Origin of the sequence: uncultured Roseibium sp. (assembly GCF_947494555.1) — a bacterium.
In the GTDB taxonomy this organism is placed as follows: domain Bacteria; phylum Pseudomonadota; class Alphaproteobacteria; order Rhizobiales; family Stappiaceae; genus Roseibium.
Genome location: NZ_CANLVF010000004.1, coordinates 292,194 through 315,156, shown reverse-complemented (window position 1 = coordinate 315,156; position 22,963 = coordinate 292,194). Strand labels below are relative to the sequence as shown.

Annotated in this window: 26 protein-coding genes; 14 read left to right on the top strand and 12 right to left on the bottom strand. The window is 58.2% G+C overall.

What is annotated here, in order from left to right:
• The first annotated feature begins 22 nt into the window (after window positions 1-22).
• From Q0915_RS20450 to Q0915_RS20435, 4 genes are all read left to right on the top strand, one after another.
• Entirely contained in the window at window positions 23-1,459 is a 1,437-nt protein-coding gene (locus Q0915_RS20450) for an alanine/glycine:cation symporter family protein (RefSeq protein ID WP_299477993.1), read from the top strand.
• Between the two features lie 32 nt (window positions 1,460-1,491).
• Window positions 1,492-1,998, top strand: coding sequence for a hypothetical protein (locus Q0915_RS20445; protein WP_299477990.1), 507 nt, complete (start codon window positions 1,492-1,494; stop codon window positions 1,996-1,998).
• Window positions 1,999-2,198: 200 nt separating this feature from the next.
• Window positions 2,199-2,537, top strand: a complete 339-nt coding sequence (locus Q0915_RS20440) for a hypothetical protein (protein WP_299477987.1) — start codon at window positions 2,199-2,201, stop codon at window positions 2,535-2,537.
• Window positions 2,538-2,771: 234 nt separating this feature from the next.
• Window positions 2,772-3,092, top strand: coding sequence for a hypothetical protein (locus Q0915_RS20435; RefSeq protein ID WP_299477984.1), 321 nt, complete (start codon window positions 2,772-2,774; stop codon window positions 3,090-3,092).
• Between the two features lie 12 nt (window positions 3,093-3,104).
• Here Q0915_RS20435 and Q0915_RS20430 read toward each other — a convergent pair whose 3' ends face one another.
• Complete coding sequence (locus Q0915_RS20430; protein WP_299477982.1) at window positions 3,105-4,490, bottom strand: multicopper oxidase family protein; 1,386 nt, start codon at window positions 4,488-4,490, stop codon at window positions 3,105-3,107.
• Between the two features lie 81 nt (window positions 4,491-4,571).
• On the bottom strand, window positions 4,572-6,167 hold the full coding sequence (gene ggt / locus Q0915_RS20425) for a gamma-glutamyltransferase (RefSeq protein WP_299477979.1): 1,596 nt from the start codon (window positions 6,165-6,167) through the stop codon (window positions 4,572-4,574).
• A gap of 270 nt (window positions 6,168-6,437) precedes the next feature.
• Between ggt and Q0915_RS20420 the strand changes: the two genes are divergently transcribed.
• Entirely contained in the window at window positions 6,438-6,872 is a 435-nt protein-coding gene (locus Q0915_RS20420) for a heme-binding protein (RefSeq protein WP_299477976.1), read from the top strand.
• 129 nt (window positions 6,873-7,001) lie between these two features.
• Here Q0915_RS20420 and phaR read toward each other — a convergent pair whose 3' ends face one another.
• Window positions 7,002-7,595 carry a polyhydroxyalkanoate synthesis repressor PhaR gene (phaR, locus tag Q0915_RS20415; RefSeq protein WP_299477973.1) on the bottom strand — a complete coding sequence of 198 codons (594 nt, stop codon included), beginning with the start codon at window positions 7,593-7,595 and terminating at the stop codon, window positions 7,002-7,004.
• A gap of 298 nt (window positions 7,596-7,893) precedes the next feature.
• On the opposite strand from phaR, the gene Q0915_RS20410 reads away from it, so the two are divergent.
• Together Q0915_RS20410 and phbB are read left to right on the top strand one after the other, a co-directional pair.
• Entirely contained in the window at window positions 7,894-9,075 is a 1,182-nt protein-coding gene (locus Q0915_RS20410; RefSeq protein WP_299477970.1) for an acetyl-CoA C-acetyltransferase, read from the top strand.
• Window positions 9,076-9,214: 139 nt separating this feature from the next.
• Complete coding sequence (gene phbB / locus Q0915_RS20405) at window positions 9,215-9,943, top strand: acetoacetyl-CoA reductase (protein ID WP_299477967.1); 729 nt, start codon at window positions 9,215-9,217, stop codon at window positions 9,941-9,943.
• A gap of 57 nt (window positions 9,944-10,000) precedes the next feature.
• Here the strand turns inward: phbB and Q0915_RS20400 are convergent, their stop codons facing one another.
• On the bottom strand, window positions 10,001-10,621 hold the full coding sequence (locus tag Q0915_RS20400) for a TetR/AcrR family transcriptional regulator (RefSeq protein ID WP_299477964.1): 621 nt from the start codon (window positions 10,619-10,621) through the stop codon (window positions 10,001-10,003).
• Window positions 10,622-10,691: 70 nt separating this feature from the next.
• Between Q0915_RS20400 and Q0915_RS20395 the strand changes: the two genes are divergently transcribed.
• From Q0915_RS20395 to Q0915_RS20385, 3 genes are all read left to right on the top strand, one after another.
• Window positions 10,692-11,228: a peroxiredoxin-like family protein gene (locus Q0915_RS20395; protein WP_299477961.1), complete on the top strand. Its 537-nt coding sequence runs from the start codon at window positions 10,692-10,694 to the stop codon at window positions 11,226-11,228.
• Complete coding sequence (locus Q0915_RS20390) at window positions 11,221-11,625, top strand: hypothetical protein (RefSeq protein WP_299477958.1); 405 nt, start codon at window positions 11,221-11,223, stop codon at window positions 11,623-11,625. The genes Q0915_RS20395 and Q0915_RS20390 overlap by 8 nt, the downstream gene beginning before the upstream one ends.
• A 65-nt stretch (window positions 11,626-11,690) precedes the next feature.
• Window positions 11,691-12,152: a nuclear transport factor 2 family protein gene (locus tag Q0915_RS20385; protein ID WP_299477955.1), complete on the top strand. Its 462-nt coding sequence runs from the start codon at window positions 11,691-11,693 to the stop codon at window positions 12,150-12,152.
• Between the two features lie 42 nt (window positions 12,153-12,194).
• Here the strand turns inward: Q0915_RS20385 and Q0915_RS20380 are convergent, their stop codons facing one another.
• Window positions 12,195-12,920, bottom strand: coding sequence for a DUF3299 domain-containing protein (locus tag Q0915_RS20380; RefSeq protein WP_299477952.1), 726 nt, complete (start codon window positions 12,918-12,920; stop codon window positions 12,195-12,197).
• Between the two features lie 340 nt (window positions 12,921-13,260).
• Between Q0915_RS20380 and Q0915_RS20375 the strand changes: the two genes are divergently transcribed.
• Window positions 13,261-13,902, top strand: a complete 642-nt coding sequence (locus Q0915_RS20375) for a septation protein A (protein ID WP_299477949.1) — start codon at window positions 13,261-13,263, stop codon at window positions 13,900-13,902.
• A gap of 18 nt (window positions 13,903-13,920) precedes the next feature.
• Here Q0915_RS20375 and Q0915_RS20370 read toward each other — a convergent pair whose 3' ends face one another.
• The 4 genes from Q0915_RS20370 to Q0915_RS20355 all read right to left on the bottom strand — a co-directional run bounded on the left by Q0915_RS20370 (window position 13,921) and on the right by Q0915_RS20355 (window position 16,809).
• Complete coding sequence (locus Q0915_RS20370) at window positions 13,921-14,340, bottom strand: hypothetical protein (RefSeq protein WP_299477946.1); 420 nt, start codon at window positions 14,338-14,340, stop codon at window positions 13,921-13,923.
• Between the two features lie 156 nt (window positions 14,341-14,496).
• A complete protein-coding gene (gene rpmF, locus Q0915_RS20365) occupies window positions 14,497-14,682 on the bottom strand; it encodes a 50S ribosomal protein L32 (RefSeq protein ID WP_299477943.1) in 186 nt (61 codons plus the stop codon).
• Between the two features lie 182 nt (window positions 14,683-14,864).
• A complete protein-coding gene (mtgA, locus tag Q0915_RS20360; RefSeq protein WP_299477940.1) occupies window positions 14,865-15,602 on the bottom strand; it encodes a monofunctional biosynthetic peptidoglycan transglycosylase in 738 nt (245 codons plus the stop codon).
• Window positions 15,589-16,809 carry a cyclopropane-fatty-acyl-phospholipid synthase family protein gene (locus tag Q0915_RS20355; RefSeq protein ID WP_299477937.1) on the bottom strand — a complete coding sequence of 407 codons (1,221 nt, stop codon included), beginning with the start codon at window positions 16,807-16,809 and terminating at the stop codon, window positions 15,589-15,591. The genes mtgA and Q0915_RS20355 overlap by 14 nt, the downstream gene beginning before the upstream one ends.
• Window positions 16,810-17,013: 204 nt before the next feature.
• On the opposite strand from Q0915_RS20355, the gene Q0915_RS20350 reads away from it, so the two are divergent.
• Window positions 17,014-17,919: a polyprenyl synthetase family protein gene (locus Q0915_RS20350; RefSeq protein WP_299477935.1), complete on the top strand. Its 906-nt coding sequence runs from the start codon at window positions 17,014-17,016 to the stop codon at window positions 17,917-17,919.
• Here the strand turns inward: Q0915_RS20350 and Q0915_RS20345 are convergent.
• The 3 genes from Q0915_RS20345 to Q0915_RS20335 are packed head-to-tail and all read right to left on the bottom strand — an operon-like array spanning window position 17,903 to window position 20,867.
• On the bottom strand, window positions 17,903-18,847 hold the full coding sequence (locus Q0915_RS20345) for a prephenate/arogenate dehydrogenase family protein (protein WP_299477932.1): 945 nt from the start codon (window positions 18,845-18,847) through the stop codon (window positions 17,903-17,905). The two genes, Q0915_RS20350 and Q0915_RS20345, sit on opposite strands and share 17 nt — an antisense overlap.
• Window positions 18,848-18,864: 17 nt before the next feature.
• Window positions 18,865-20,001: a histidinol-phosphate transaminase gene (gene hisC, locus Q0915_RS20340; protein WP_299477929.1), complete on the bottom strand. Its 1,137-nt coding sequence runs from the start codon at window positions 19,999-20,001 to the stop codon at window positions 18,865-18,867.
• Window positions 19,998-20,867: a chorismate mutase gene (locus Q0915_RS20335; protein ID WP_299477926.1), complete on the bottom strand. Its 870-nt coding sequence runs from the start codon at window positions 20,865-20,867 to the stop codon at window positions 19,998-20,000. Before Q0915_RS20335 ends, hisC begins: the two co-directional genes overlap by 4 nt.
• Window positions 20,868-21,092: 225 nt before the next feature.
• Here Q0915_RS20335 and Q0915_RS20330 point away from each other — a divergent pair, with 225 nt between their 5' ends.
• Both Q0915_RS20330 and metW read left to right on the top strand, forming a co-directional pair.
• Window positions 21,093-22,295 (top strand): homoserine O-acetyltransferase, encoded by a 1,203-nt coding sequence (locus Q0915_RS20330; RefSeq protein WP_299479125.1) that lies wholly within the window; start codon window positions 21,093-21,095, stop codon window positions 22,293-22,295.
• A gap of 1 nt (window position 22,296) precedes the next feature.
• On the top strand, window positions 22,297-22,929 hold the full coding sequence (metW, locus tag Q0915_RS20325) for a methionine biosynthesis protein MetW (protein ID WP_299477923.1): 633 nt from the start codon (window positions 22,297-22,299) through the stop codon (window positions 22,927-22,929).
• Window positions 22,930-22,963: the final 34 nt, after the last annotated feature.

Below are 22,963 nucleotides of genomic sequence, written 5' to 3'. Positions count from 1 at the left end.
GATTCAATGGAGGGGTAGATCCATGGAATTCGTTCAGTCTTTTTTTGGCTTGATTGAAACACTGACCTGGGGATGGGCGCTCATTCCGTTCCTGGTGATTATCGGTGTCTTCTTCACCGTCGTGACGGGCTTCGTTCAGATCCGGTTTTTCAAAAGAATGTTCCGGGTCCTTTCTTCTAAGAACCAGACCGGTGACCCCAACGCGATTTCGGCACGTGAAGCGCTGCTTCTGTCCGTCGGAGGCAGGGTTGGAGGCGGAAATATTGCGGGTGTCGCCGTCGCGATTACTCTTGGCGGTCCGGGGGCTGTCTTCTGGATGTGGGCCGTCGCGCTCGTCGGCATGTGCACAAGCCTGATCGAGTGTTCGCTGGCGCAGCTTTACAAACGCTCCGAAGGCGATGGAACATTTCGCGGCGGTCCAGCGCGCACCATCATCCACGGTCTGGGTACGGACTATCGCTGGCTCGCGGTTCTGTATGCCATCTGCCTGATCGCGTCTTTCGCGTTCGGTTTTAACGCGTTCCAGGGCAACACGGTCGCAGGCGCGGCGGAAGAAAGCCTCGGGATCGACCGCCTTTGGACGGGGGTTGGCCTGACCGCCGTAACCGGCCTGATCGTCTTCGGTGGCATTCACCGGATCGCGAAGGTGGCGGACGTGATCGTTCCGATCATGGCTGTCGGCTATGTCGCGATGGCGCTGATCGTGATCCTTGTAAATGTCACGGAGGTGCCGGCCGCCATTTACATGATTGTGGCAAACGCGTTCGGGCTCGAAGAAGCCGTCGGTGGCGGCATGGGCGCCGCACTTGCACAAGGCCTGCGCCGGGGGCTGTTTTCCAATGAAGCCGGGCTCGGCTCAGCGCCAAACGTCGCAGCAACCGCCGATGTCCGCCACCCTATCAGCCAGGGGATAACCCAGTCCTTCTCCGTCTTTATCGACACAATCATCATCTGTACCTGCACGGCCCTGATCATTCTGCTTGGCGATGTCTATACGCCCGGTGATGAAGCCGTCGACGGGATCGTGCTGACACAACAGTCGCTCGCCTCGCATCTGGGCGGTTGGACGAGCTATTTCCTGACGCTTGCGATCCTGCTGTTTGCATTCAGCTCGATCATCTACAACTACTATCTCGGCGAAAACGCCCTGACGTCGATGACAGGAAATTCCGCTGCAATCCAGATCTTGCGCGTTCTGGTCATGGGCGTGGTTTTCCTGGGCGCGACGGCACCCGGCGCAACAGCGGTGTTCTTCTTCTCAGATCCGTTGATGGGAGTTCTCGCGGTGGTGAACCTGCTCGCGTTGATGATGCTGTTTCCAACCGCAAAGCGTATTCTTGACGACTTCAAGGAACAGGTGAACGCGGGTGTTGCCCGGCCGGTTCTTGATCCGGACAAGTTCAAGGATCTGGATATCGACCGAACGGCCTGGACCGGGAAGGATCCCGAAGCGAATTGATGAGAAGCTCCTTGATCGAATAGGGTTGGTCAATGTCACCCTATCTGAAAGAAAACCGATTGCAGGACGTCATTGCCGCCATCCAGGTCATGGGGGCATATGACAGGCACACCAGCCGGAAAGCCGACCTTTGGTCCGCGCAACTCGGCCTGCCTCAAAGCGGAGAGGACTGGTTTGAGGTATGCCGGGAACATCCCGAGTTCTTTCGGACCAATACAACGGAAGACGATGGTGAAGACGCAAACTGGGTTGGCATTCGCTGGCGATGGGCAACCGGGCGAACGTTTTCTCCGGACGCTGACCGAAACATGACACCTGACGAAATCTCGTCCTTGTCGGCAGGCGAAAAAAAGAAGCTCACGCGGGAACCCCTCACCAGCAGCCAGATCGAGACGCTGATCGCTTCCGCCATTCAGCTGCATTCCAGGGCAATAGAACACAAACGCGAATTGCGTTGGTGGGCCATTCCCGCAATCAGCGCCGCGACCGCATTTGTCGGCGCCGTTCTCGGCGCATTCGCCCATTCATACTTCCAATAATGCAAAAGCCGGCTGCCTATCATCACGCCGGCTCACATAAATCTGTCCGGTAGCGCACCAATCCGTTAACTTTTGTGACCATGATTTGGCCGGATTCCGCGGACAAAAGGTTAACGCCTACCTATATTGGCATGGTGATTGCGACGTTTCAGTCATGACGGCACCGAGCGTGCCATTCTGAAACAACGAGGCGTAGATTTGTGCGAGTAAACCCGGTCAGTGCAACAAGCCGTTCCAATGTGAGGCGCAGGCGTCCCGCAACGGGAGAGGCACGCGCCGAAGCTCAGCCGGACTTTGCCGGGTATCTGCCACCGCCGCCTTCGACGGAGCCGGAGCATGGCCGGAGCCAGGATGCCCTGTTTACGCACTATCATCCGAACTCTGTGTTTCTGGCGCATCTGATTGCGACCCGCGACGGTGAACTTTACCCACGCCCGCGCAGAAAGACAGTTCCTGAAATCTGTTCAGAAGCCTATCGGGCGACCGCGGCGCTGCCGCGCCAGCGTTTGGCGGGACACCTGATCAAGACCCACCGCTAGCGACGGTGCTTTCAAGTTTTTCGGTTTCCAGATGTACCACTGGAGTTCCTGGCCCGGAGCAGCTTTGCTCCGGGTCTTTTTTTCACGCCGTCAGCACTCGTGCGTGAACACGCATCAAATGTGATGCACGGCACAGTTTTCTGCTGCACGGGTACCTATATTGAATGAAGTTCCGGAAGACCCCGGACCTCCGACCCGATTGGCCACGGACTGGCCCGCCACGGAGACATCAAGATGCAAGTAACACCCGTATCTGCCATTCACGAACTGCGTATCCGTCAAAAACCGCAGGAAACGCATTCAATCGAAACAGACGCTGCGTCGACCGGCAGCAGGCAATTTGCCGACATGGCAATGGTTCCGCTTCATGTGGCGTCAGCTGCATTGCGCGAGACCTACCATGGTGCGCATGCTGAATATGCGACACAGTTGCTGGCAAATGGCGAGACTCACGCTGAAACACCCCTGGAACGCGAGAACCAGCTGCAGCACTACAGTGCATTAACGGCGTATGAAGACGACGAGCGGAGCCACACGATCTCCCTGTCTGCCTGAGACACTCTGTCGTCAGCCAGCTATCCTTAGAAAACCGGCAAGGCCGGTTTTCTGGTGTTCGATGACGTGGCAATGAAACGCCCAGTCTCCCGGATTATCCGCAACCAGAGCGACATCCATTGTTTCCTGGGAAAGCAGCAGCGCCGTATCGGTCACGAGCGGTGCCAGCTTGCGTTTGTTCGAGCGCAGCAACGTGAACGAGACGCCATGAAGGTGGATCGGATGGGCGTTCGGCGTTTCGTTCCGTAGCCGTAAAATATAGGTTTTTCCAAGCTTCAGCGTTGCCAACGGATCCAGCGGACCGGGGAGATCGCCCGGCCAGGCCTTCCGGTTGATCGACCAGAAGGTGTAGCCAAGCGTACCGCATATGCTGGCCTGAGGCGCATCGCCTTCCGGTGACCAACCGAAGACGAACTCGATCACTTCAGCATTGTTGAGGTCCGGTTGCGGGACGGGGTTGGGAGGCAACGGCTTCAACTCGCGCAGGTCCCGCCTTAGGCTGGTGCCCTTGGCGACAAAGCGCGCCAGAACCTTCTGATCGAATTTCTTTTTCAGGACAAGGTTCACAGCGGAGCCGTCCTCATCGGGCATGCGCAGCGCGATGTCCGCGCGCTGTCCCGGTGACAGCTCGATGTCCCTGGCCGGGACAGGGGATGGCAGCGGATTTGAATCGATCGCAATGACCTCGGCCTCACCGCCATCAATTTCATATTTCCCAACGCGCGTGACATCTGTAACGGCAAGCCTCAGCCGCACAAGACTTCCAGCCTCCAACTCAAAGTCAGGATCCACCTGCCAATTGACCGTCGACACGGTCCCGAGCGTGCCACCCCTTGCGGCGCTTCGTGCCTTGAACAGGGAAATGAACTGACCGTCACCGCCAAGCCTGAAATCACGAATGTTGAGCGGAAGATCCTGGTTGAAGCCGGGGTCTTCCGGCTCTTCGACCACCATCACACCAGTCATGCCGCGCGCCATCTGCTCCAGCGTGTTGCAATGCGGGTGATACCAGAAGGTCCCGGCGTCCGGTGGCGCAAATTCATATCGAAACGTTTGCCCGGGTTCGATCGGATACTGGGTCAGGTAAGGCACGCCATCCATCGCATTTGCGATCCTGAAGCCGTGCCAGTGCACAACAGACGCTTCGTTGAGGGTGTTGGCAACCGAGATGGTTGCCTTCTCACCCTGCCTGAAGCGGAGCACCGGTGGAGACCCGTCCGGCGAAAAGCTCATCATGTCCTTCGTTATCGTCCCGGGCAGAATACTGTGGTCGAGACGGGACATCTTCAGGGTGTGGCTGGCTGCATGTGCCTGGTGCGCCACCAAGCCACCGGCTGAAAACGTCGCCAGCATGCCCGCACCACCGGCCAGCAGCTCCCGGCGCGATATACATGACATGGTTTACCTCATGAGTTCAGGCGCGTCCGGGCGCACTGAACACCTGATTGATGGCTTAGGCAAGATCCGTAATGACGCAGGTCAGTATCCCGCCGCGTGGCCGTCCTTGCGCGGATCGGACCCCGCTGTCAGGAGATGACGGGCCTTGTCGATCATGATTGCCTGACTTCCGCCGATCGGGCCCGGCGCCGGACCAACCTTGTGTCCAAGCGCCCTCAATCCGTCGATTGTCGAAGCCGGGATCAGTCTTTCCGCCTGGAGATCGTGACTGGCCATGTCGAAGAACATGCGCGGGAAATCGATCGCCGCCTGCACATCCATACCGTAGTCAATGATATTCGTCAGAAGATGTGCATGCCCGCAGGCCTGATACTGGCCTCCCATGACACCGAACGACAGCCAGGGCGCGCCGTCTTTCAGTGCCATCGCCGGAATGATGGTGTGCATCGGCCGTTTGCCGCCATCGATGGAATTCGCATGTCCGGGCTCCGCCTTGAAGGATTTGCCACGGCTGTGAAGCAACACACCGCTTTCGGGCGCGACGATCCCGCAGCCGAAGTCGGCGAACAGCGAATTGATAAAGGAGACGGAAAGCCCGTCTTCATCGACGACAGTCAGATAAACCGTGTCGGTTTGCGGCGCCAGATTGGCCTCTGGCAGCGACGCTATTCTTGAACTGACGGCGACCTGGCTTGCCAGCTGATCGATATAGTCCGAACCGATCAGGCGCGTGTGGCAGACATCCATGTAGTTCGGATCCGTGACGAATTGGTCGCGCACGGCATAGGCAATCCGCGCCGCCTCCATTTCCAGGTGGAAACGTTCCGGCCCCAACGGATCAAGCTGCTCCAGGTTGAAATGCTCCAGAATACCGAGCATGACGAGCGCAATCACACCCTGTCCGTTCGGCGGCAACTCCGCAATCGAATAACCCTTGTAATCGCGCATGACGGGCGCCACGGCAGTTGTGTGACACGCTGCAAGGTCGTCCTCGGTCATCAGACCGCCGCGGTCCTGAAGTGTCCCGACAATGTCGCGGGCAATGTCTCCGATGTAGAACGCGTCCGCTCCGCCCTCGGAAATCTTCTCAAGCGTTTCCGCAAGATGCGGATACTTCAAGATGGTTCCGGCTTCCGGTGCGTTGCCGTGTATCAGATAGCGGGCTGCCGAAATCTCGTCGGAGCGCAGTTTCTCAACGTCCTGCGCCCAATCCCTGGCAACACGGGGAGCAACCGGAAACCCGTCCCGTGCATACCCGATCGCCCGTTTGAAGAGATCCTTGAATGAACGTGTCCCGTGCGCCTTGAGAAGGGTCTCCCACGCGCGAACCGCTCCAGGCACTGTCACTGCATGCACTGACGTCTCTGTGATCTCGCTTACGCCGAGCTCGGCAAGCTTCTGGGGGGTCGCCGCCTTGGGCGCTGCACCCGAGCCGTTGAAACCCGTGAGGCGTCCGTCGGGTTCGGTGACAATAGCAAAGCAATCGCCGCCGATCCCTGTCATGTGTGGCTCGACAACACACTGAACCGCAACGGCAGCAATGGCCGCATCGACCGCATTGCCACCATCTTGCAGAACTTCAAGCGCGGCACTGGTCGCCATGGGATGGGACGTTGCCGCCGCCGCCGTGCGCACATAGACGGGTGACCGGCCTGGTGCCTGAAAATCACGCTTCACTGAGTTCCTCCTGCCCGAGCCGATGCTCATTTTTTCCGTCTCGCCGCAAAAGTTTGTCAGCGATGCCACCTATTCGCCATTGCCCTGTTCTGCTAGCAAATCATGATTGCGGGCAGCACCTTAAGGAGAAGCTTGCAAATGCGCAAATCGGCGGGCTTTGGAACAAGCCGTACATCGGGCCCAAAGACCTGCTATGCGGCTTAAACGAAATCTGATTGATTTCAAATAATTAGTCGAATGTTGACAGGGACACCGGAAGGAACACGCACAATGGCAAACGGCATATCACTTTCAACGGCAGAGACCATCACTTCTGCCGCATTTGCAAAAGCGGCCGAACTGGGTTTGAAGCCGCTGACGGTTGTGGTCCTCGACGCCGGTGGACATACGGTCATTTTGAAGCGCCAGGACGGATCTTCCAACCTGCGACCTGAAATCGCCACCGGCAAGGCAAACGGCGCCCTGGCCGTTGGAACCGGCACCAGATGGCTGAACGCCAACGCCGAGACGCGTCCGCACTTCGTCAACGCCCTGAATGGCGTCGCTGGAGGCAATATCATTCCTGTCCCTGGCGGAGTTCTGGTCAAAAACAATGCGGGTGATACGCTCGGCGCGGTCGGCATCACCGGCGATACATCGGAAAATGACGAAGTCTGCGCGGTTGCCGGTATAGAAACGGTCGGCCTGATCCCGGATTGCGGCTAGCAGTCTCGCCCGTCGAAACGCCGTTCGTCCTGTCCGGCGGTACCAGGCAGCAACGCGGCGCGGCACAAAAAGCCGGGCCTCATCAATTTGCGCAGGCAAGACGGCGGTTTGGCGCCGTCTTCGACGAACTCAGCTTTTGTCGGTCAGCTGATTGATTTTCTTCTGCATTTCTTCAAGCTGCCGTTTCATGTCATCCAGCTCGCCCGATTCGGACTGGCCCTTCTTGGCAGCGCTGGCATCCGAGCCGGAATTTGTCGCCCCGCCGGACTCGCCTGCGGGAAAGGGCATGAACATCTTCATGGCCCGCTCGAACATTTCCGTGTTGCGCTTGACCTGATCCTCGATTGCCTCGAATGCGGTCGCACCGAAGGCCTCGCTCATTTGCGATCGGAGTTTCTCCTGCTCTTTGGTGAGCGAGGTCATGGAGTATTCGAGAAAACTCGGAACGAGCCCCTGCATGCTGTCTCCGTAAAACCGGATCAGCTGGCGCAGAAAGGTAACCGGCAGCAGGTTCTGCCCCTTGCCTTCCTGCTCGAAAATGATCTGGGTCAACACGGAGCGGGTGATGTCATCCCCGGTCTTGGCGTCATAGACCACAAAATCCTCTTCTCCCTTCACCATCACCGCCAGATCCTCAAGCGTGACATAGGTGCTGGTGCCCGTGTTGTAGAGCCGCCGGTTGGCGTATTTCTTGATGATTGTCGGCTCGCTTGTCTTAGCCATTCGTCATTTCCGCCTATCAGCCTTACGGCTAGTTTTTCGATGTGACGACAAGACCTTCGCAGACCCGTCATCTCCTCCAAATAAGAGACTAAGCCAATCGTATCGGATCTTGCCACTCTTTTTATGTGCGCCGACGAAAGGATTATGCCGCAAATGCGAAAAGACCGCTCAGATAAGGAGTGATACGGTTGACACGATACGACGGTCAGTTTCTAGTCCTTCCATAGTCAAGGACCGTAAGGTGCCTTCGAAGTACCAACCTTTTACGGCCGTTCGGCCTAAAGTCCTGGAGAGTAGTATGAGCGCTTCCACCGATATCGTTATTGTCAGCGCGACCCGCACACCTGTCGGATCCTTCAACGGTTCCTTCGCCAATGTACCGGCCCATGATCTCGGCGCTGCTGTCATGAAGGCGGCCTTGGAGCAGGCCGGTGTCGAAGGCGGTGACATCGACGAGGTTGTCTTCGGCCAGGTTCTGACCGCGGCCCAGGGCCAGAACCCGGCGCGCCAGGCTGCAATCAACGCCGGCATCCCCGACGGATCGACAGCCTGGACCCTCAACCAGGTTTGCGGCTCCGGCCTGCGCACCGTTGCCATCGCAGCGCAGCAGATCCAGACGGGTGACGCGACGATCATGATGGCCGGCGGACAGGAAAACATGTCGTTGTCGCCGCACGCAGCGTATATGCGCAGCGGTTACAAAATGGGCGATTACAAGATGATCGACACCATGATCAAGGACGGCCTCTGGGATGCGTTCAACGGGTACCATATGGGTCAGACCGCCGAGAATGTTGCCCAGAAGTGGCAAATCAGCCGCGATCAGCAGGACGAATTCGCCGTGGCATCCCAGAACAAGGCTGAGGCTGCCCAGAAAGCCGGAAAGTTCAAGGACGAAATCACGCCGATCACCGTAAAGGAGCGCAAGTCCGAGAAAGTGGTCGAAGACGACGAATATATCCGGCACGGCGCGACCCTGGAAAGCGTCGCCAAGCTCCGCCCTGCTTTCACCAAGGAAGGCTCGGTCACCGCGGCCAATGCATCGGGCATCAATGACGGCGCTGCTGCGCTGGTGGTCATGAGCGCGGCCGAAGCGGAAAAGCGTGGCCTGACCCCGCTTGCACGCATCGCGTCCTGGGCAACGGCCGGTGTCGATCCGGCGATCATGGGTTCGGGCCCGATCCCGGCATCGCGCAAGGCGCTTGAGAAAGCAGGCTGGGCCGCAGCCGACCTCGATCTTGTCGAAGCCAACGAAGCTTTCGCCGCACAGGCCTGTGCCGTGAACAAGGACATGGGCTGGAACCCGGATATCGTCAATGTCAACGGCGGTGCGATCGCCATCGGACATCCGATTGGCGCGTCCGGTGCACGTGTCCTGACGACGCTGCTCCATGAGATGAACCGCCGCGACGCCAAGAAGGGCTTGGCGACGCTTTGCATCGGCGGCGGCATGGGCGTTGCCATGTGCCTGGAACGCTGATAGGCGCGAATTGATCAGGATCATGGCCGGAACCATCCTGCCGTGATCCAAGCACTGAAGTTTTTTTGAAGAAAACACTCTGTTGAAGAGCCGGGAGCGGAAGCTCCAAAGGGCCAACTGGAAGTCAGGAGGAAGGTGAATGAGCAAGGTCGCACTGGTCACAGGCGGAACACGCGGTATCGGCGAGGCAATCTCGCGCGGTCTGAAGGACGCCGGCTACACTGTGGCAGCCACCTACGCCGGCAACACGGAAAAGGCGGAAGCCTTCAAGGCGGAAACCGGAATCCATGTCTTTAAATGGGATGTCTCCGACCCGGAAGCCTGTGCTGCAGGGATTGCCCAGGTCGAGAGCGAACTCGGTCCGGTCGAAGTACTGGTCAACAATGCCGGCATCACCCGTGACGGCATGTTCCACAAGATGGATTTCGACCAGTGGCGTACGGTTCTGTCCACCAATCTGGATTCCATGTTCACGATGACCCATCCGGTCATCAACGGCATGCGCGGACGCGGATCAGGCCGGATCATCAATATTTCGTCGATCAACGGCCAGAAGGGCCAGATGGGCCAGACGAACTACTCGGCTGCCAAGGCGGGGGTCATCGGCTTTACCAAGGCACTTGCCCAGGAAAACGCTTTCAAGGGCATCACGGTCAACTGCGTCTGCCCGGGTTACATCAACACGGATATGGTCGCGGCGATGCCGGAAAAGGTTCTGGAATCCATCGTGTCGAACATCCCGGTCGGCCGGCTCGGTCATCCTGAAGAGATTGCCCAGACAGTCGTCTATCTGGCATCCGACGCCGCTGCCTTCATGACAGGCGCCGTGATGACAATCAACGGCGGTCAGTACGTCGCGAACGGCTGATATCGCTCATATCCGCGACTTCATGGTTTCAAAAGGGTGCCTTCGTGGCACCCTTTTTTAATCTGACCCGGGCAACGCAAGAATCATGCTGACGCGGTCATCCAGATCCTGTCGCATTGCCTCGGCGGTCCAGCCCGCTCTTCCGCGAAACATGTAGCCCTGTCGGATGTCATAGAGCAGCCGCGCCCGTTCCAGCGACGGAAAGTCTGCAGGCAGGACGCCCTTGTCCTTTTCCAGGTCAAACCGCGCCGCCAGACGCCGGTCAGTGTCGTCGATCGCCTTTTCCACGCGTTCCTTGACGCCATCGACTTCGCCGATGCTTGCCGAAACGCTTGACGCCAGAAAGCAGCCCTTGGCGCCGCTCTCATGCGCTGTTGCATAGAGGATGACTTCTTCGAGGAACCCGCGGACGGCCTTGCGGACATCCTCTTCGCCCTCGAACACGACCACCGGCGCGCACCCGTCGACGTCGCCATAAAGATCGATCGTCTTGAGGAAGAGTTCGCGCTTGTCGCCGAACGCCGCATACATGCTCGGCCCGCTGATGCCCATCGCACGGGTGAGATCCTTGAGCGACGCACCGTCATAACCCTTTGCCCAGAACACATTCATGGCAGCCATCAGCGCCTGACGGCTATCAAATGTTCGTGGGCGGCCCATTTTTTTTGTATCGTTCAATATATAACTCTTGACTCTGCTGCTCCGCGATATTTATGTATCGATCATTATATATATCACGGAGCCGTTCATGACAAATCCAAAGCCTCTTGTAGGCGAGACTTTCCCGAAAATCACCGTCCCGCAACTGGGCGGCGGACAACTGGACCTTGGCAGCCCGGGGAATGGACACGATTGGCAATTGGTTGTCGTCTATCGAGGCAAGCATTGCCCGATCTGCACGCGCTACTTGAAAGAGCTCGACGACATTGTCCCGGAACTCGCCAAAATCGGCATCGATGTCGTCGCCGTTTCCGCAGACCCGGCAGACAAGGCGAAGGACCAGGCGGTGGAAGCCGGCGTTTCATTCCCCGTGGGCATAGATCTGAGCGTATCTCAGATGCGGGAACTGGGCCTATATGTCTCCGACCCCCGGTCCGCCGCGGAAACAGACCGGCCATTCGCCGAACCCGGCGTATTTGTCGTCAACAGCAGCGGCAAGCTGCAAGTGGTCGATATCTCAAACGCCCCATTCGCTCGGCCAGCGCTGCCGTCATTGCTTATGGGTCTGAATTTCATCAAGAACCCGGACAACAACTATCCAGTGCGAGGAACCCACCATGGCTGATACCAATGCCCGGACGGGCGAAGTCAAAGCGGTCATCGAGACCCTGATCCACAACGTTGGCAACAACAACACGGTCATTCTCGACGAAATCTATCACGACGACATGAAGGTCATCATGCTGAGCCCGGATGACAAAGTCAGCGTGTCAGACAAGGCGGCGTTCAAAGAGGTTGTCCTGTCCGCATTGAAGGAAAACAACGGGTCAATCGGAACCTGGGCGAAGTTCCATCACATAACGGTCGAGGGCGAGAATGCCCACGTTCTCATCTCACGGCGGAACGAGCTGACAGGGCCGGATATGCAAATCACGCTTGGGATCGATTTGACCTTTTTGCAGGGCCGCTGGCAAATTACACGCGAAGTCATTCTGACAAGACCTCTGTCTGACGCTGCCTGAAGTTGCCGCACTGGTCCGGGACCCCGACTCCGGACCGCATTAAAACCCTTCCGAAAGACATCAACATGACCATCAGGAAAACAATCGCGGGCATCGCCTGCGCCGCAACCCTTTTTGCCGCCGCAACGGCCTCGACCGCGCAGGACAGTGATGCTGTTTCTGAACTCCACACCCTCAATGATCGTTTCAACGAGGCGATCGCAACCCACGATGCCAGCGCCGTCCTCGATCTTTATGCGGAAGACACGATCTGGATCGAGCAGGGCAAACCTGCCGTCAAGGGACTGGAAGAACCGCGCAAGCTCTTTGAATTCGTGGCAACCAACAAGGGCGAGGTGACCCACTCCGTCGACACACTGTTTGTATCCGATGACGGCACGCTTGCCGTTATGATCGGATCTGTCGATGCCAAGATGGAGAGCGTCGGACTGGATGCGACCGGTACCTATCTCTACGTGCTGAAGCCAAGTGACGACGGCTGGAAAGTCGTTACGGACATGTGGCATCAGCACGCCGCACAAGAGTGATTTTCGCGAACTGTCGAGCACCGGCCAGGTTTCCGCCGGTGCTCACTCCGCCCGCGTGTCGGGATGCAAAAAATTCAGGAAGGACCGCGCATCCGGCTGCGGTCCTTTCCCGGCAAGCGGGACGACTTCGGTCACGGTCATATCGAATACGGCAATCATTTCGATTTGACCGTCAAGCAGGGTGATTTCCTGTCTGGTCGGGCGGATGCTGAGTGTTCCCTTGAGCTGAACCGGCTCGTAAATTGAATCCGCCTGCCAGTCGGTTGCGAGTTTATAGCGGATCATCTGGTTCGGATCGGGGGCCGGCATGTGGCTGCACATCCCGCGCTCAGGCACCAGATAGCCGGTTGCCGATGTCTCGCTGCCGGCGTCGAGAACGGGAATGACATAGCCCGGTATCACGATGTTTTGGCCGTCCAGATCCTGATTTCCTGCCAAAGATGCAGCCGCGCGTTTCCTGGCAATCCGCTTTCTTTGCGAAAGAAGCCAGTCCGTCTCGACCCCGGAAACCGCCAGCTTGGCCTCTTCCCGATCGAGCCTTTCCTTCATGCGGCGGCGTTTTTCGTCGTCGATGCCTTGTGCAGTGAGCTGTTTCCGCAAGCGGATCACAGTCCCGAGCGATCTCAGTTCGAAGATACTCAACGCTGCAAAGGGATCGTCAAATTCAGCAGCCTCGGCATCGATCAGATCGTCCCACGCAACTTGCTTTGCCGCCCAGGAAGGGTGCACGAGCAGCATCAGCAGTGTGAGGCAAAGGACAGCCCGCATTTCGAGGACCTGTGTGTTCTTTTCAAACCGAATACCAATCTGATAACAGATTCACGCCAGCTAGGCATGTCACTTCAGCGTAAGGAATGAAACGTGACCTTTCTCGCAGACAGTTTCAGACAGGTAGACAGTGCCGCCAACCCCGCCAAACTTGAGACCTGCCGGTAGCTGATGGAGCGTAACAAACCATCGCTTTTTCGCGCTTCTGAACATTGATGTGGGCGCCGGAAGAAAACACAAGATCGGCGGAATTTTGCGAACCTGCAATCCTTTGAGCCTTGACCTCGCCCCCCCCTTGCCCCTATTTCCCGGGAACACCTGATCAGGAGCTTCTGGCAATATGGAATTAGAACACGCCCCGAACGATCCGACGCGCAAGGAACTCTCACCGCTTTTGAAGCTGACGTTGGAGCTCGGTCCTCTGGCGGTGTTTTTCCTGTTCAACTCGCGCGGCGAACAAATTGCCGAGGCGTTTCCAGTGCTTCAAACCGTCGGCGAACCGATTTTCCTGGCGACGGCGGCTTTCATGGTCGCCATTGCGATTTCGCTCACGGTCTCGCTTTGGCTGACCCGCCGCCTGCCGATCATGCCGCTTGTCTCCGGTGTCGTCGTCCTTGTCTTCGGTGCCCTGACGCTTTGGCTGCACGATGAACTCTTCATCAAGCTGAAACCGACAATCGTCAACTGCCTGTTCGGCTCAGTCCTGCTCGGCGGTCTTTTGTTCGGCAAGGCGCTCCTAGGCTATGTGTTTGACAGCGCGTTCAAGTTGACGGACGAAGGCTGGCGCAAGCTGACCCTGCGCTGGGGCATTTTCTTCTTCGTGCTCGCGATTATCAACGAAATCGTCTGGCGCAGCTTCTCGACCGATTTCTGGGTCAACTTCAAGGTTTTCGGCATCATGCCGATCACCCTGGTGTTCACGCTGACCCAGCTTCCGCTGATCCAGAAATACGCGATTACAGATGAGGCCAAGGACGCTTAGGTTTTTCTCCGCTTGAAACTAGTGTCCCTCGTGCCCGAACGAGACGTCGCGGCGGGCGCCGGTGATGGAGATCGAAAAGCCGGCAATCACATCGATCAGCGAAATTGCCATCAGGATGAAGAACAGCGACGTCGCGGCCTCTTGCAGGACGAGGAATTCGACGAGGTAAGCGACGAAGACCACGACGGAAAACATGTGGTCGAGCAGCGCGGTCGTACCGATGCGGGTTGCCTTCAGAATTTCGATGAACAGAAAAAACAGCCCAAGCGTGATCAGAATATCGCTGGCCAGCAACTCGAAGGTCGCCCCGGACACCATCGCAATCGAAATCACGGGTTGCGACCAGAACAGGGGGTTTTCGGCTCCGGCGGTAAAAGCAAAGCCGTTATAGATCAGCAGCGAGAAAAGCGTGAAAGGAATTGCCGAAAAAAGGCGCATGGCGCGGCTCCCGATGAAAATAGCCCGATGAGGGCGAAGTGCGGCGACATGACACGATCAGATGAGCGATTTCAAGGCAAAAGAAAAAGGCCGGCCTGTCGAAACAAGGCCAGCCTCAATCCTGGTTTGCCATCGGGCGATCCACCCTGAAAACGCTTATGCGTCGTCCTTCGGGGCAATGATCTGACGGCCCCGGTACATGCCGGTCTTCAGGTCGACGTGATGCGGGCGACGCAGTTCGCCAGAATCCTTGTCCTCGACGTAAGTCGGCTGTTTCAGGGCGTCCGTTGAACGGCGAAAACCGCGCTTCATGCGCGAGGTTTTTCTCTTTGGAACGGCCATTTTGTTTTTTCTCCGTGGTCCATAACCGCGCGGCCCGGACCGGGTTAGCCCGGGGCGTGGCGTCACGCAACGTGTTGGAATGCGCGGCGTTATACAGGCAACCTCCGCGTTTTGCCACCCCAAAGACAAAATTTTCTTTGCTGATTTGGGTCATTCGCAACGGTGAATGGAATCCCCGATGGTTAATTGGCCAAAACACAGCCGAAAATCGGTCCTGCCGAACGAACACGTGCAAGATTGGTCGCCGCCAGCCGTCTGTGCCCGGCTGACGGTCTGGCGGGATTCCGGCCCAGCGGATTGGGCAGCGCGGTTGCAAGGCGGGCCGCCTCCGTGCGCGTCAGGTCCTTTGCGGGTTTGCCGAACCACGCTTGCGCCGCGGCTTCGGCGCCGAAGATGCCCTCGCCCCACTCCGCGATATTGAGATAGATTTCCAGAACCCGCTTCTTGGACAGGATCGCATCCAGCATCAAAGCAAGCGGCAGCTCCAGCGCTTTGCGGACGTAGGAGCGATCGCCCCATAGATAAAGGTTCTTTGCCGTCTGCATGGTGATCGTGCTGGCACCTCGCGGCCGCTCTCCCTCGCTCAAGGCCTCGACCTGATCCTGGAGCGCGTCCCACTCGACACCGTTATTGGTGCAAAACCCGCTGTCCTCGGAAGTAATGACCGACCTGACCAGATTTGGCGAGATCTCGTCCAGCGGTACCCATTGCCGGTCGACCCACAAAAACTGGACATACCGGGCAATCATCAGCGTGCTGACAGGTGGCACGACGGAATAAATGACTGTCAGAACGGGCGGAAGCAGGACCAGAACGAGGAGCAGCTGCAGCGCACGTCTGCGAAGCAGCTGCCAGAACGTGCGTGACCCTGAGGACCTGGCACCCGTTCCCTTTCCCGTCACAGTCTTACGTCGCGCCATTCAACTTCCGTTCGTTGTCGACGATGAAGTCCCGTATGATCGGCACGGCATCGCGTTCTTTCGACAAAAGCAGCTGGAACACCATGTTCGATCCATGCAGAAAGCCGAGTTCAACGGCACACAGGTAAAACTCCCACATCCGGCAGAACGCCTCATCGTAAAGCTCGGACGCGGCCTGACGCTGCGTTTCAAATCGCACGCGCCAGTCACGGATCGTATAGTAATAATGCAGCCGCAGGATTTCCGCGTCGCAGACCCATAACCCGAGGCGTTCGGTGGACGCAAAAACTTCCGACAAGGCAGGCACGTATCCACCGGGGAAAATATATTTGCGGATGAAGGGGCCTGTTGTTCCGGGCGGTGTCATCCGGCCGATCGAATGAATGACAGCAAAGCCCCGTTCCGTCAGGCAATCGCGCACCTTGCCGAAATAGGCGTCGAGATGGCCGATGCCGACATGCTCCATCATTCCAACGGAAATCACGCGGTCGAACTGACCCTCGAACTCGCGATAGTCCTTTAAAACGAACGTAACGCGGTCCGCCACGCCCGCTGCCTCGACGCGTTCCTGTGCAATCTTCATCTGATCGGGCGAGACGTTCAGTGAGGTCACGCGCGCACCGGCCTGCGCCATGCGGATTGCGAGCGAGCCCCAGCCACCGCCGATTTCGAGCACTTCCATGTCGTCCTCAAGATCCAGTTTGGCAACGAGATGGGTCAGCTTCGCGTCCTGCGCGGCTTCAAGGCTTGCGTCTTCGGATGTGTAGTAGGCACAGCTGTAGTTCAATCCGTCATCGAGAAACAGCCGATAAAGCTCGGTGGAAAGATCGTAGTGATGCTGGGCCTGCTTTTTCGCACGTTCGACACTGTTCTTTTGATGATGGCGCCTCAGCGCTTTCCAGCCCTTGCGAAGGAGCCCCTGAACCGGGTGAGCCCCTAACGGTGCCCGGTTGATGGAAAACAGGAACATGAAGTCGTAGCACGTGGACCCTTCTTCCATTGTCATCGTGCCGTCCATGTAAGCCTCCCCCGCAGCAAGCTCGGGGTTAAGAAACAGGGATCGGTAAAGCTTCTTGTCATGCAGCCTGATCGTAACCGTCGGGCCGTCCTGCCCGGAACCGAACTCATGCACCCCGCCATCGGCATCAATCACACGCATACGTCCGCGCTTGATAAAGGAACGCAACAGGCTCGACAGCAATTTCATGGACAGGTCTCCGGGATTAACGTCCGATCGGTGTGGGCCCCACCGTCGGACAAAAGGCTTTACTGATCAATTTTTTAATTTCCAGCCTTGACGACAAAGAGAATTGGTTTCAGGGAAACCGGACCTGGGGCATGAACAGGAAACTTGGATCCCTCAGCGCCCCAACCAACGACGGCAATGGCATAAGACCGCCTGGAGATTACTGTGACATTTGACCTCAAGCAGCATCTGGCAGCGCAAGCAAGCCGCGTCGAAGCCGCTCTGGACCAGCTCCTGCAAGAAAATGCGCTTGAGGAAGAAATCGCGCGCCCGCCACGCCTCCTTTCTGCCATGCGCCATGGTGCGCTCAACGGCGGCAAGCGTCTGCGACCCGTTCTCGTCATCGAAACCGCCAGGCTCTTCGCGCGCGACGACGACGGTATTCTTCAGGCGGCCTGCGCATTGGAGCTGATACACTGTTATTCGCTGATCCATGACGACCTGCCTGCCATGGACGACGATAACCTTCGCCGCGGCCAACCGACGGTGCACAAGGCCTTCGACGAGGCAACGGCGATCCTGGCGGGCGATGCGCTCCTGACGCTTGCCTTTGACGTGATTGGCGGCGAGACCGTTCATGGCGACCCCGCCGTGCGGCTGCGGCTCTCACGGGATTTGTCACGCGCCTCGGGAACTGGCGGCATGGCAGGCGGACAGATGCTCGATCTCGAATCTGAGCACCGGGAACGCACCGAGACCGAAATCCGCTTGCTGCAATCCATGAAAACCGGCGCGCTTCTGCGCTATGCCTGCCGCGCGGGCGCAATCCTTGCCGACGCACCTGCAGAAGACGTGGAGCGGATGAGCCGTTTCGGCGAGATCATCGGCCTCGCGTTCCAGCTCGCAGACGATCTGCTGGATGTCGAAGCCAACCCGGAAATTATGGGCAAGGCGACCGGAAAGGACGCTGAAGCCGGCAAGGCAACGCTTGTCGGTTTGTGGGGCGCTCAAAGGACACGTGACGAATTGAACAAACTGCTCGTGGAATCCGAAAAGCTGCTCGCGCCCTATGAAAAGGGTGCGCAGACGCTATCGGCGCTGGCAGACTTCATCGTCAATCGTTCGAACTGACCGGGTTTCCTGCAACGTGGCGTCCGAAGTCCGGAGCGTCCGTTTCCTGGCCCGCCTCGATGATTGAGCGCCGGATGCCTCTGGTGCGCGTGAAGAGATCGAACAGCATCTGCCCGTCGCCCCAGCGGATCGCGCGTTGCATGGCGGACAGGTCTTCTGAGAACCGTGCCAGCATCTCCAGGATCGCTTCCTTGTTATTGAGGCAGACATCGCGCCACATGGTCGGATCGGATGCAGCGAGACGCGTAAAGTCGCGGAAACCGGAGGCGGAATACTTGATCACCTGAGACTTGGTCACGGTGGCAAGGTCATCCGCAGTCCCGACGATGTTGTAGGCGATCAGATGCGGCAGGTGGGAAACAATCGCCAGCACCAGGTCGTGGTGCTTGGGTTCCATCAGATCCACATCCGACCCGCAACCCTGCCAAAACGCCTTGAGCTTTTCCAGAGCAACCGCATCGACACCTTCGCCAGGCGTCAGAATGCACCAGCGCTGATCGAAAAGGGTCGGAAAGCCGGCATCGGGGCCGGAATGCTCGGTACCGGCGATCGGGTGACCCGGAATGAAATGAACGCCATCGGGAACATGTGGGCTGACCTGTTCAACAACGGATTCCTTGGTCGAGCCCGCATCGGTCAGGATTGCCCCTGGTTTCAACGCGGGCGCGATCCACTTGGCGACGGCTTCATTGGCCCCCACTGGCACACACAACACGACGAGGTCGGCCCCCTCAACGGCGACCGCAGCGTCGAGTGAATAATGATCGCCCAAACCAAGTTCTTCTGCACGCTGCAAGGTCGCAGGCGAGCGTGTCGAGATGGAAATTTCTTTCACGAGGCCACGCTGGCGGGCAACCTGGGCAAGAGACGATCCGATCAGGCCAATTCCGATCAGGGCCATCCGTTCAAAAAGGGGAGCACCGGTCATGTGTCGTTGTTCTGCCTTCAGGCTTGTCCCAAAAAGTCTTTCAGAAGTTGGAGAACGGCGCGGTTCGCCTCTTCCGAGCCCACCGTCATGCGCAGTGCATTCGGCAGACCGTAGTTCCTGACCTGGCGCAACACACATCCATGTTTCAAAAGATAGGCATCGGCATCTGCCGCGCGCTTGCCGGACTCGTCAGGGAAGTGCACCAGCACGAAATTGCCAACGCTAGGCGTCACCTTCAAGCCGAGCTTTTCCAGCTCCTGACTGACCCAGGGGAGCCATTCGTCATTGTGTTCAACTGCCCTGGTGACAAACTCCCGGTCCCTGACCGCTGCGATCCCCGCTGCAATTGCCATCCCCGAAACGTTGAACGGTCCCCGGATCCGGTTCAGCGCATCGATAATGTGTTTCGGGCCAAAGCCCCAGCCGATCCGGAGATTGGCAAGGCCGTAGATCTTCGAGAAGGTCCGCGTCATCACAACATTCTGCGCCGTTGCGGCCAGCTCGATCCCGCTCTCGTAGTCGTTCTTGCGCACATATTCCCCATAGGCTGCGTCAAGAACCAGCAGGACATGTGCAGGCAGCGCCTCGTGCAGTCGCTTGACTTCCTCAAACGGCAGGTAAGTACCCGTCGGATTGTTCGGATTGGCGATGAAGACCATCTTGGTCTTGTCTGTTACCCTTGCAAGGATGGCATCGACATCGGTCTTCAAGTTCGTTTCAGGGGCAACAACCGGGGTCGCACCCGCGGCCCTTATGGCGATGTCGTAAATCAGAAAGCCGTGTTCGGAATAAATCGCCTCGTCGCCCTGGCCAAGATAGGCGTAGGCAAGAAAGCTCAGGATTTCGTCGGATCCGGCGCCGCAGATAATGCGGTCGGGGTGCAGACCGTAGATTTCCGCGATCGCGTCGCGAAGTTCATTGGCAGCGCCATCGGGGTAGAGTTCCAGGTTCCTCGCAACTGTTTCAATCGCCACCTTGGCTGCCGGACTCGCACCGAGCGGCGTTTCGTTGGAGGAAAGCTTGTGGACTGTTTTACCGTGCGATCCCTTGGATTTTCCGGGCACGTATGCGGCTATGTCCATGACACCGGCGCGCGGCTGGGGGCGATCCGGCTTGCTGTTCTCGGCTTGCGTCATTTGCGTCATCTCGTTCATCGTTGCAGCTCCTCGCCGCCAAACTCGTCATCTGCGTCGCCGTCGGCATCGATTGGCGCAGCATATCCGCCGACACGCCGCAAAACATCCGGTTCGGCGCCCGCAGCAGCACAGGCGCGCCGAACGTCTTCTTCCGTCAATTCCCCGGATATGGCCAGCAGGGCATCAACGCCGTTTGCAGACCGGAAGAAGCTGAGCACCTCGATACCCTGATCCATCAGCCGGCCCGGCAGCACGTCCGACCAGCGCGCGTCATAAACGGCAACATCCGCAGTTTCCGCAAGACTTCCCGATCTGGCAAGAACGAGAGCCGGAAGATCTGCCGGCCGTTCGTCAAGCACAACAAAAGGCAGCCTTGCCCGCACACGTGCTCCTGCTTCGCTCAAGCCGCGCCACCAGGGCAGTTCCGCCCGGTCTGTCAAAGCGACCAGACCAATAGCCCCTTCTGACGACAGGCCGACCGCGTCGACGACGTCGGCAGTATCGCTGCAAGGATCAAGTTCAGCCGCAAATCCGAAATTGAACCGGGCAAGATCGAGCATCTCGGTCAGTTCGGCTCCGCCATCCAGATAGATAACGGGTCTGGTCTGCGCTGCAGAGCATGCCCCGATCATATCCCGCCAGATGTGTTCGACCGCAGCCAGGGGCAATGATCCCTGGTGCCGCTCCACCATTTGCCGGACACTGTCCGCATCCCGCTCCGGATCAAAAAAATCCGCGTTTACGCCACCAGATCCATGAGCCGCTTGAATTGCCGTCTCCAGCTCTGCACGCTCCATCAACGCCTGATGAATGCGCGTGTCGATTTCGTCAACGCGCGCGCGCAGGTCAACATCGGTCGTTGCACCGTCCGGTGTTTGCGGCATGTGGGGTTCCAGCCTTGGTTTGTTCGTCAGCGGCGCATAGTCATAGGCATGTGATCGCCCAAACGCAAAAGAAATCATTGACTCGGCAAGCAAGGCGCGGCTAGGTCGCCAGTCTGTCTGTAGTGCCGAACCGCTTTTCCATACGGATCCTCAAACGCAGACAGCTGCAAACTGACACAATCGGCGCGTTTTGAGAGTCGAAACAACAAGATTGCCCAATTGATCATGCCAGCTGACAGTCACAATCCGGCAGCACGCGATACTGTGAAGGCGAATGAAGCGGAGACGCCGTCCAGCAAGCTCGTGCGGTTTCCGGCGGAAGAGCCGCTGGAGCTGGATTCGGGCATCCGGCTCGGACCCTGGCAGATTGCTTACGAAACCTACGGCACATTAAACGCTGACCGTTCGAATGCCATCCTGATCTGCCACGCGTTGACTGGTGATCAATATGTCGCTTCCACCAATCCCGTGACCGGCAAGCCGGGCTGGTGGCATCTGATGGTCGGGCCCGGCAGACCTATCGATACGGATCATTATTTCGTTATCTGCGCCAACGTGCTGGGTGGCTGCCTCGGCACGACGGGTCCGGCGACCCTCAACGCAGAGACAGGTGCTCCTTACGGCCTCGATCTTCCGGTGGTTACCATCCGCGATATGGTGCGTGCGCAGGCGCGTCTCGTCGATCACCTCGGTGTCGACACACTGTTTGCAGTGATCGGCGGCTCAATGGGCGGAATGCAGGTGCTCCAATGGGCAGCCAGTTATCCGGAGCGCGTGTTTGCCGCCATACCGATCGCCGCTGCGGCCCGGCACACATCTCAGAACATCGCCTTTCACGAAGTCGGCCGTCAGGCGATTATGGCCGATCCAAACTGGCGGGGTGGAAGCTACATTGTTGGCGGTGTCCGGCCGACCAAAGGTCTTGCGATTGCCCGCATGGCGGCTCACGTCACCTACATGTCCGACGAGTCCCTGCACCAGAAATTTGGACGCAATCTTCAGGACCGCGAAAACCTCACCTTCGGCTTCGATGCCGATTTCCAGATCGAAAGCTATCTGCGCCATCAGGGCATGACATTTGTCGATCGCTTTGATGCCAATTCCTATCTTTATGTCACGCGTGCAATGGACTATTTCGATCTCGCTCAGGAATTTGGCGGCACGCTGCCAAATGCCTTCGCAAACACGAAGACACGATTTTGCGTGATGTCGTTTACCTCGGACTGGCTGTTTCCGACATCGGAAAGCCGCAGCGTGGTGAAGGCGCTCAATGCAGCTGCCGCAAATGTTTCCTTTGTCGAGATCGAAAGCGATCGTGGCCACGACTCGTTCCTTCTGGACGTGCCGGAAATGTTTGAGACCATCCAGGGCTTCATGATCGGCGCCGCCCACGCGCGCGGCATTCCGGCGCCGGGGGAGGCCCGCTGACATGAACCTTGCTCCCAGGCAGACGCGCCCCGGCGAAGTTCGGGGTGATCACAAGGTTGTTGCCTCCCTTGTGCCGTACGGCGCGCGCGTTCTCGACATCGGCTCGGAGGACGGTGCGCTGCTCGATCACCTCGTGCATGAGCGTCAGGTCGACGGCCGCGGTGTCGAGTTGAGCCAGGCAGGCGTGAACCGCTGCGTTGCACGCGGACTTTCAGTCATCCAGGGCGATGCCGACAAGGATCTGTCGGACTATCCGGACGATGCATTTGACGTCGTCATTTTGAGCCAGACATTGCAGGCAACCCGCGAGCCGAAGAAAGTGATGCGCGAACTCCTGCGCATCGGCAAACAGGTGGTCGTGTCGATCCCGAATTTCGCGCATTGGCGCAACAGGATGCAGTTGCTGTTCCGCGGCCGCATGCCGGTCACGAAGTACCTGCCCTATGAGTGGTACGACACCCCGAACATCCACTTCTGTTCACTGCGTGACTTTGTCGAACTTTGCCACGCGCTGGATGCGGATGTGGAAAAGGCCATTGCTCTGAGCGCAACTGGCAACAAGATCCCGGTCAACGCGCCCTGGTGGGTGTGGAACATCGTAGCGGAACAGGCCGTATTTCTCCTGAAACGGTGACCTGCACTGTTTTACGATCGCCCGATGTTTGAAT

Bases quoted from the DNA above. Each gene is read 5' to 3' on its own strand.
- Q0915_RS20390 (WP_299477958.1), top strand. From the start codon at position 11,221: ATGGCTGATACCAATGCCCGGACGGGCGAAGTCAAAGCGGTCATCGAG.
- Q0915_RS20435 (WP_299477984.1), top strand. From the start codon at position 2,772: ATGCAAGTAACACCCGTATCTGCCATTCACGAACTGCGTATCCGTCAA.
- Q0915_RS20420 (WP_299477976.1), top strand. From the start codon at position 6,438: ATGGCAAACGGCATATCACTTTCAACGGCAGAGACCATCACTTCTGCC.
- Q0915_RS20380 (WP_299477952.1), bottom strand. From the start codon at position 12,920: ATGCGGGCTGTCCTTTGCCTCACACTGCTGATGCTGCTCGTGCACCCT.
- Q0915_RS20335 (WP_299477926.1), bottom strand. From the start codon at position 20,867: ATGCCGCAAACACCGGACGGTGCAACGACCGATGTTGACCTGCGCGCG.
- Q0915_RS20375 (WP_299477949.1), top strand. From the start codon at position 13,261: ATGGAATTAGAACACGCCCCGAACGATCCGACGCGCAAGGAACTCTCA.
- Q0915_RS20345 (WP_299477932.1), bottom strand. From the start codon at position 18,847: ATGACCGGTGCTCCCCTTTTTGAACGGATGGCCCTGATCGGAATTGGC.
- Q0915_RS20355 (WP_299477937.1), bottom strand. From the start codon at position 16,809: ATGAAATTGCTGTCGAGCCTGTTGCGTTCCTTTATCAAGCGCGGACGT.
- phaR (WP_299477973.1), bottom strand. From the start codon at position 7,595: ATGGCTAAGACAAGCGAGCCGACAATCATCAAGAAATACGCCAACCGG.
- hisC (WP_299477929.1), bottom strand. From the start codon at position 20,001: ATGAACGAGATGACGCAAATGACGCAAGCCGAGAACAGCAAGCCGGAT.
- Q0915_RS20370 (WP_299477946.1), bottom strand. From the start codon at position 14,340: ATGCGCCTTTTTTCGGCAATTCCTTTCACGCTTTTCTCGCTGCTGATC.
- Q0915_RS20385 (WP_299477955.1), top strand. From the start codon at position 11,691: ATGACCATCAGGAAAACAATCGCGGGCATCGCCTGCGCCGCAACCCTT.
- Q0915_RS20445 (WP_299477990.1), top strand. From the start codon at position 1,492: ATGTCACCCTATCTGAAAGAAAACCGATTGCAGGACGTCATTGCCGCC.
- rpmF (WP_299477943.1), bottom strand. From the start codon at position 14,682: ATGGCCGTTCCAAAGAGAAAAACCTCGCGCATGAAGCGCGGTTTTCGC.
- phbB (WP_299477967.1), top strand. From the start codon at position 9,215: ATGAGCAAGGTCGCACTGGTCACAGGCGGAACACGCGGTATCGGCGAG.
- Q0915_RS20430 (WP_299477982.1), bottom strand. From the start codon at position 4,490: ATGTCATGTATATCGCGCCGGGAGCTGCTGGCCGGTGGTGCGGGCATG.
- mtgA (WP_299477940.1), bottom strand. From the start codon at position 15,602: ATGGCGCGACGTAAGACTGTGACGGGAAAGGGAACGGGTGCCAGGTCC.
- Q0915_RS20410 (WP_299477970.1), top strand. From the start codon at position 7,894: ATGAGCGCTTCCACCGATATCGTTATTGTCAGCGCGACCCGCACACCT.
- Q0915_RS20330 (WP_299479125.1), top strand. From the start codon at position 21,093: ATGCCAGCTGACAGTCACAATCCGGCAGCACGCGATACTGTGAAGGCG.
- Q0915_RS20395 (WP_299477961.1), top strand. From the start codon at position 10,692: ATGACAAATCCAAAGCCTCTTGTAGGCGAGACTTTCCCGAAAATCACC.
- metW (WP_299477923.1), top strand. From the start codon at position 22,297: ATGAACCTTGCTCCCAGGCAGACGCGCCCCGGCGAAGTTCGGGGTGAT.
- Q0915_RS20450 (WP_299477993.1), top strand. From the start codon at position 23: ATGGAATTCGTTCAGTCTTTTTTTGGCTTGATTGAAACACTGACCTGG.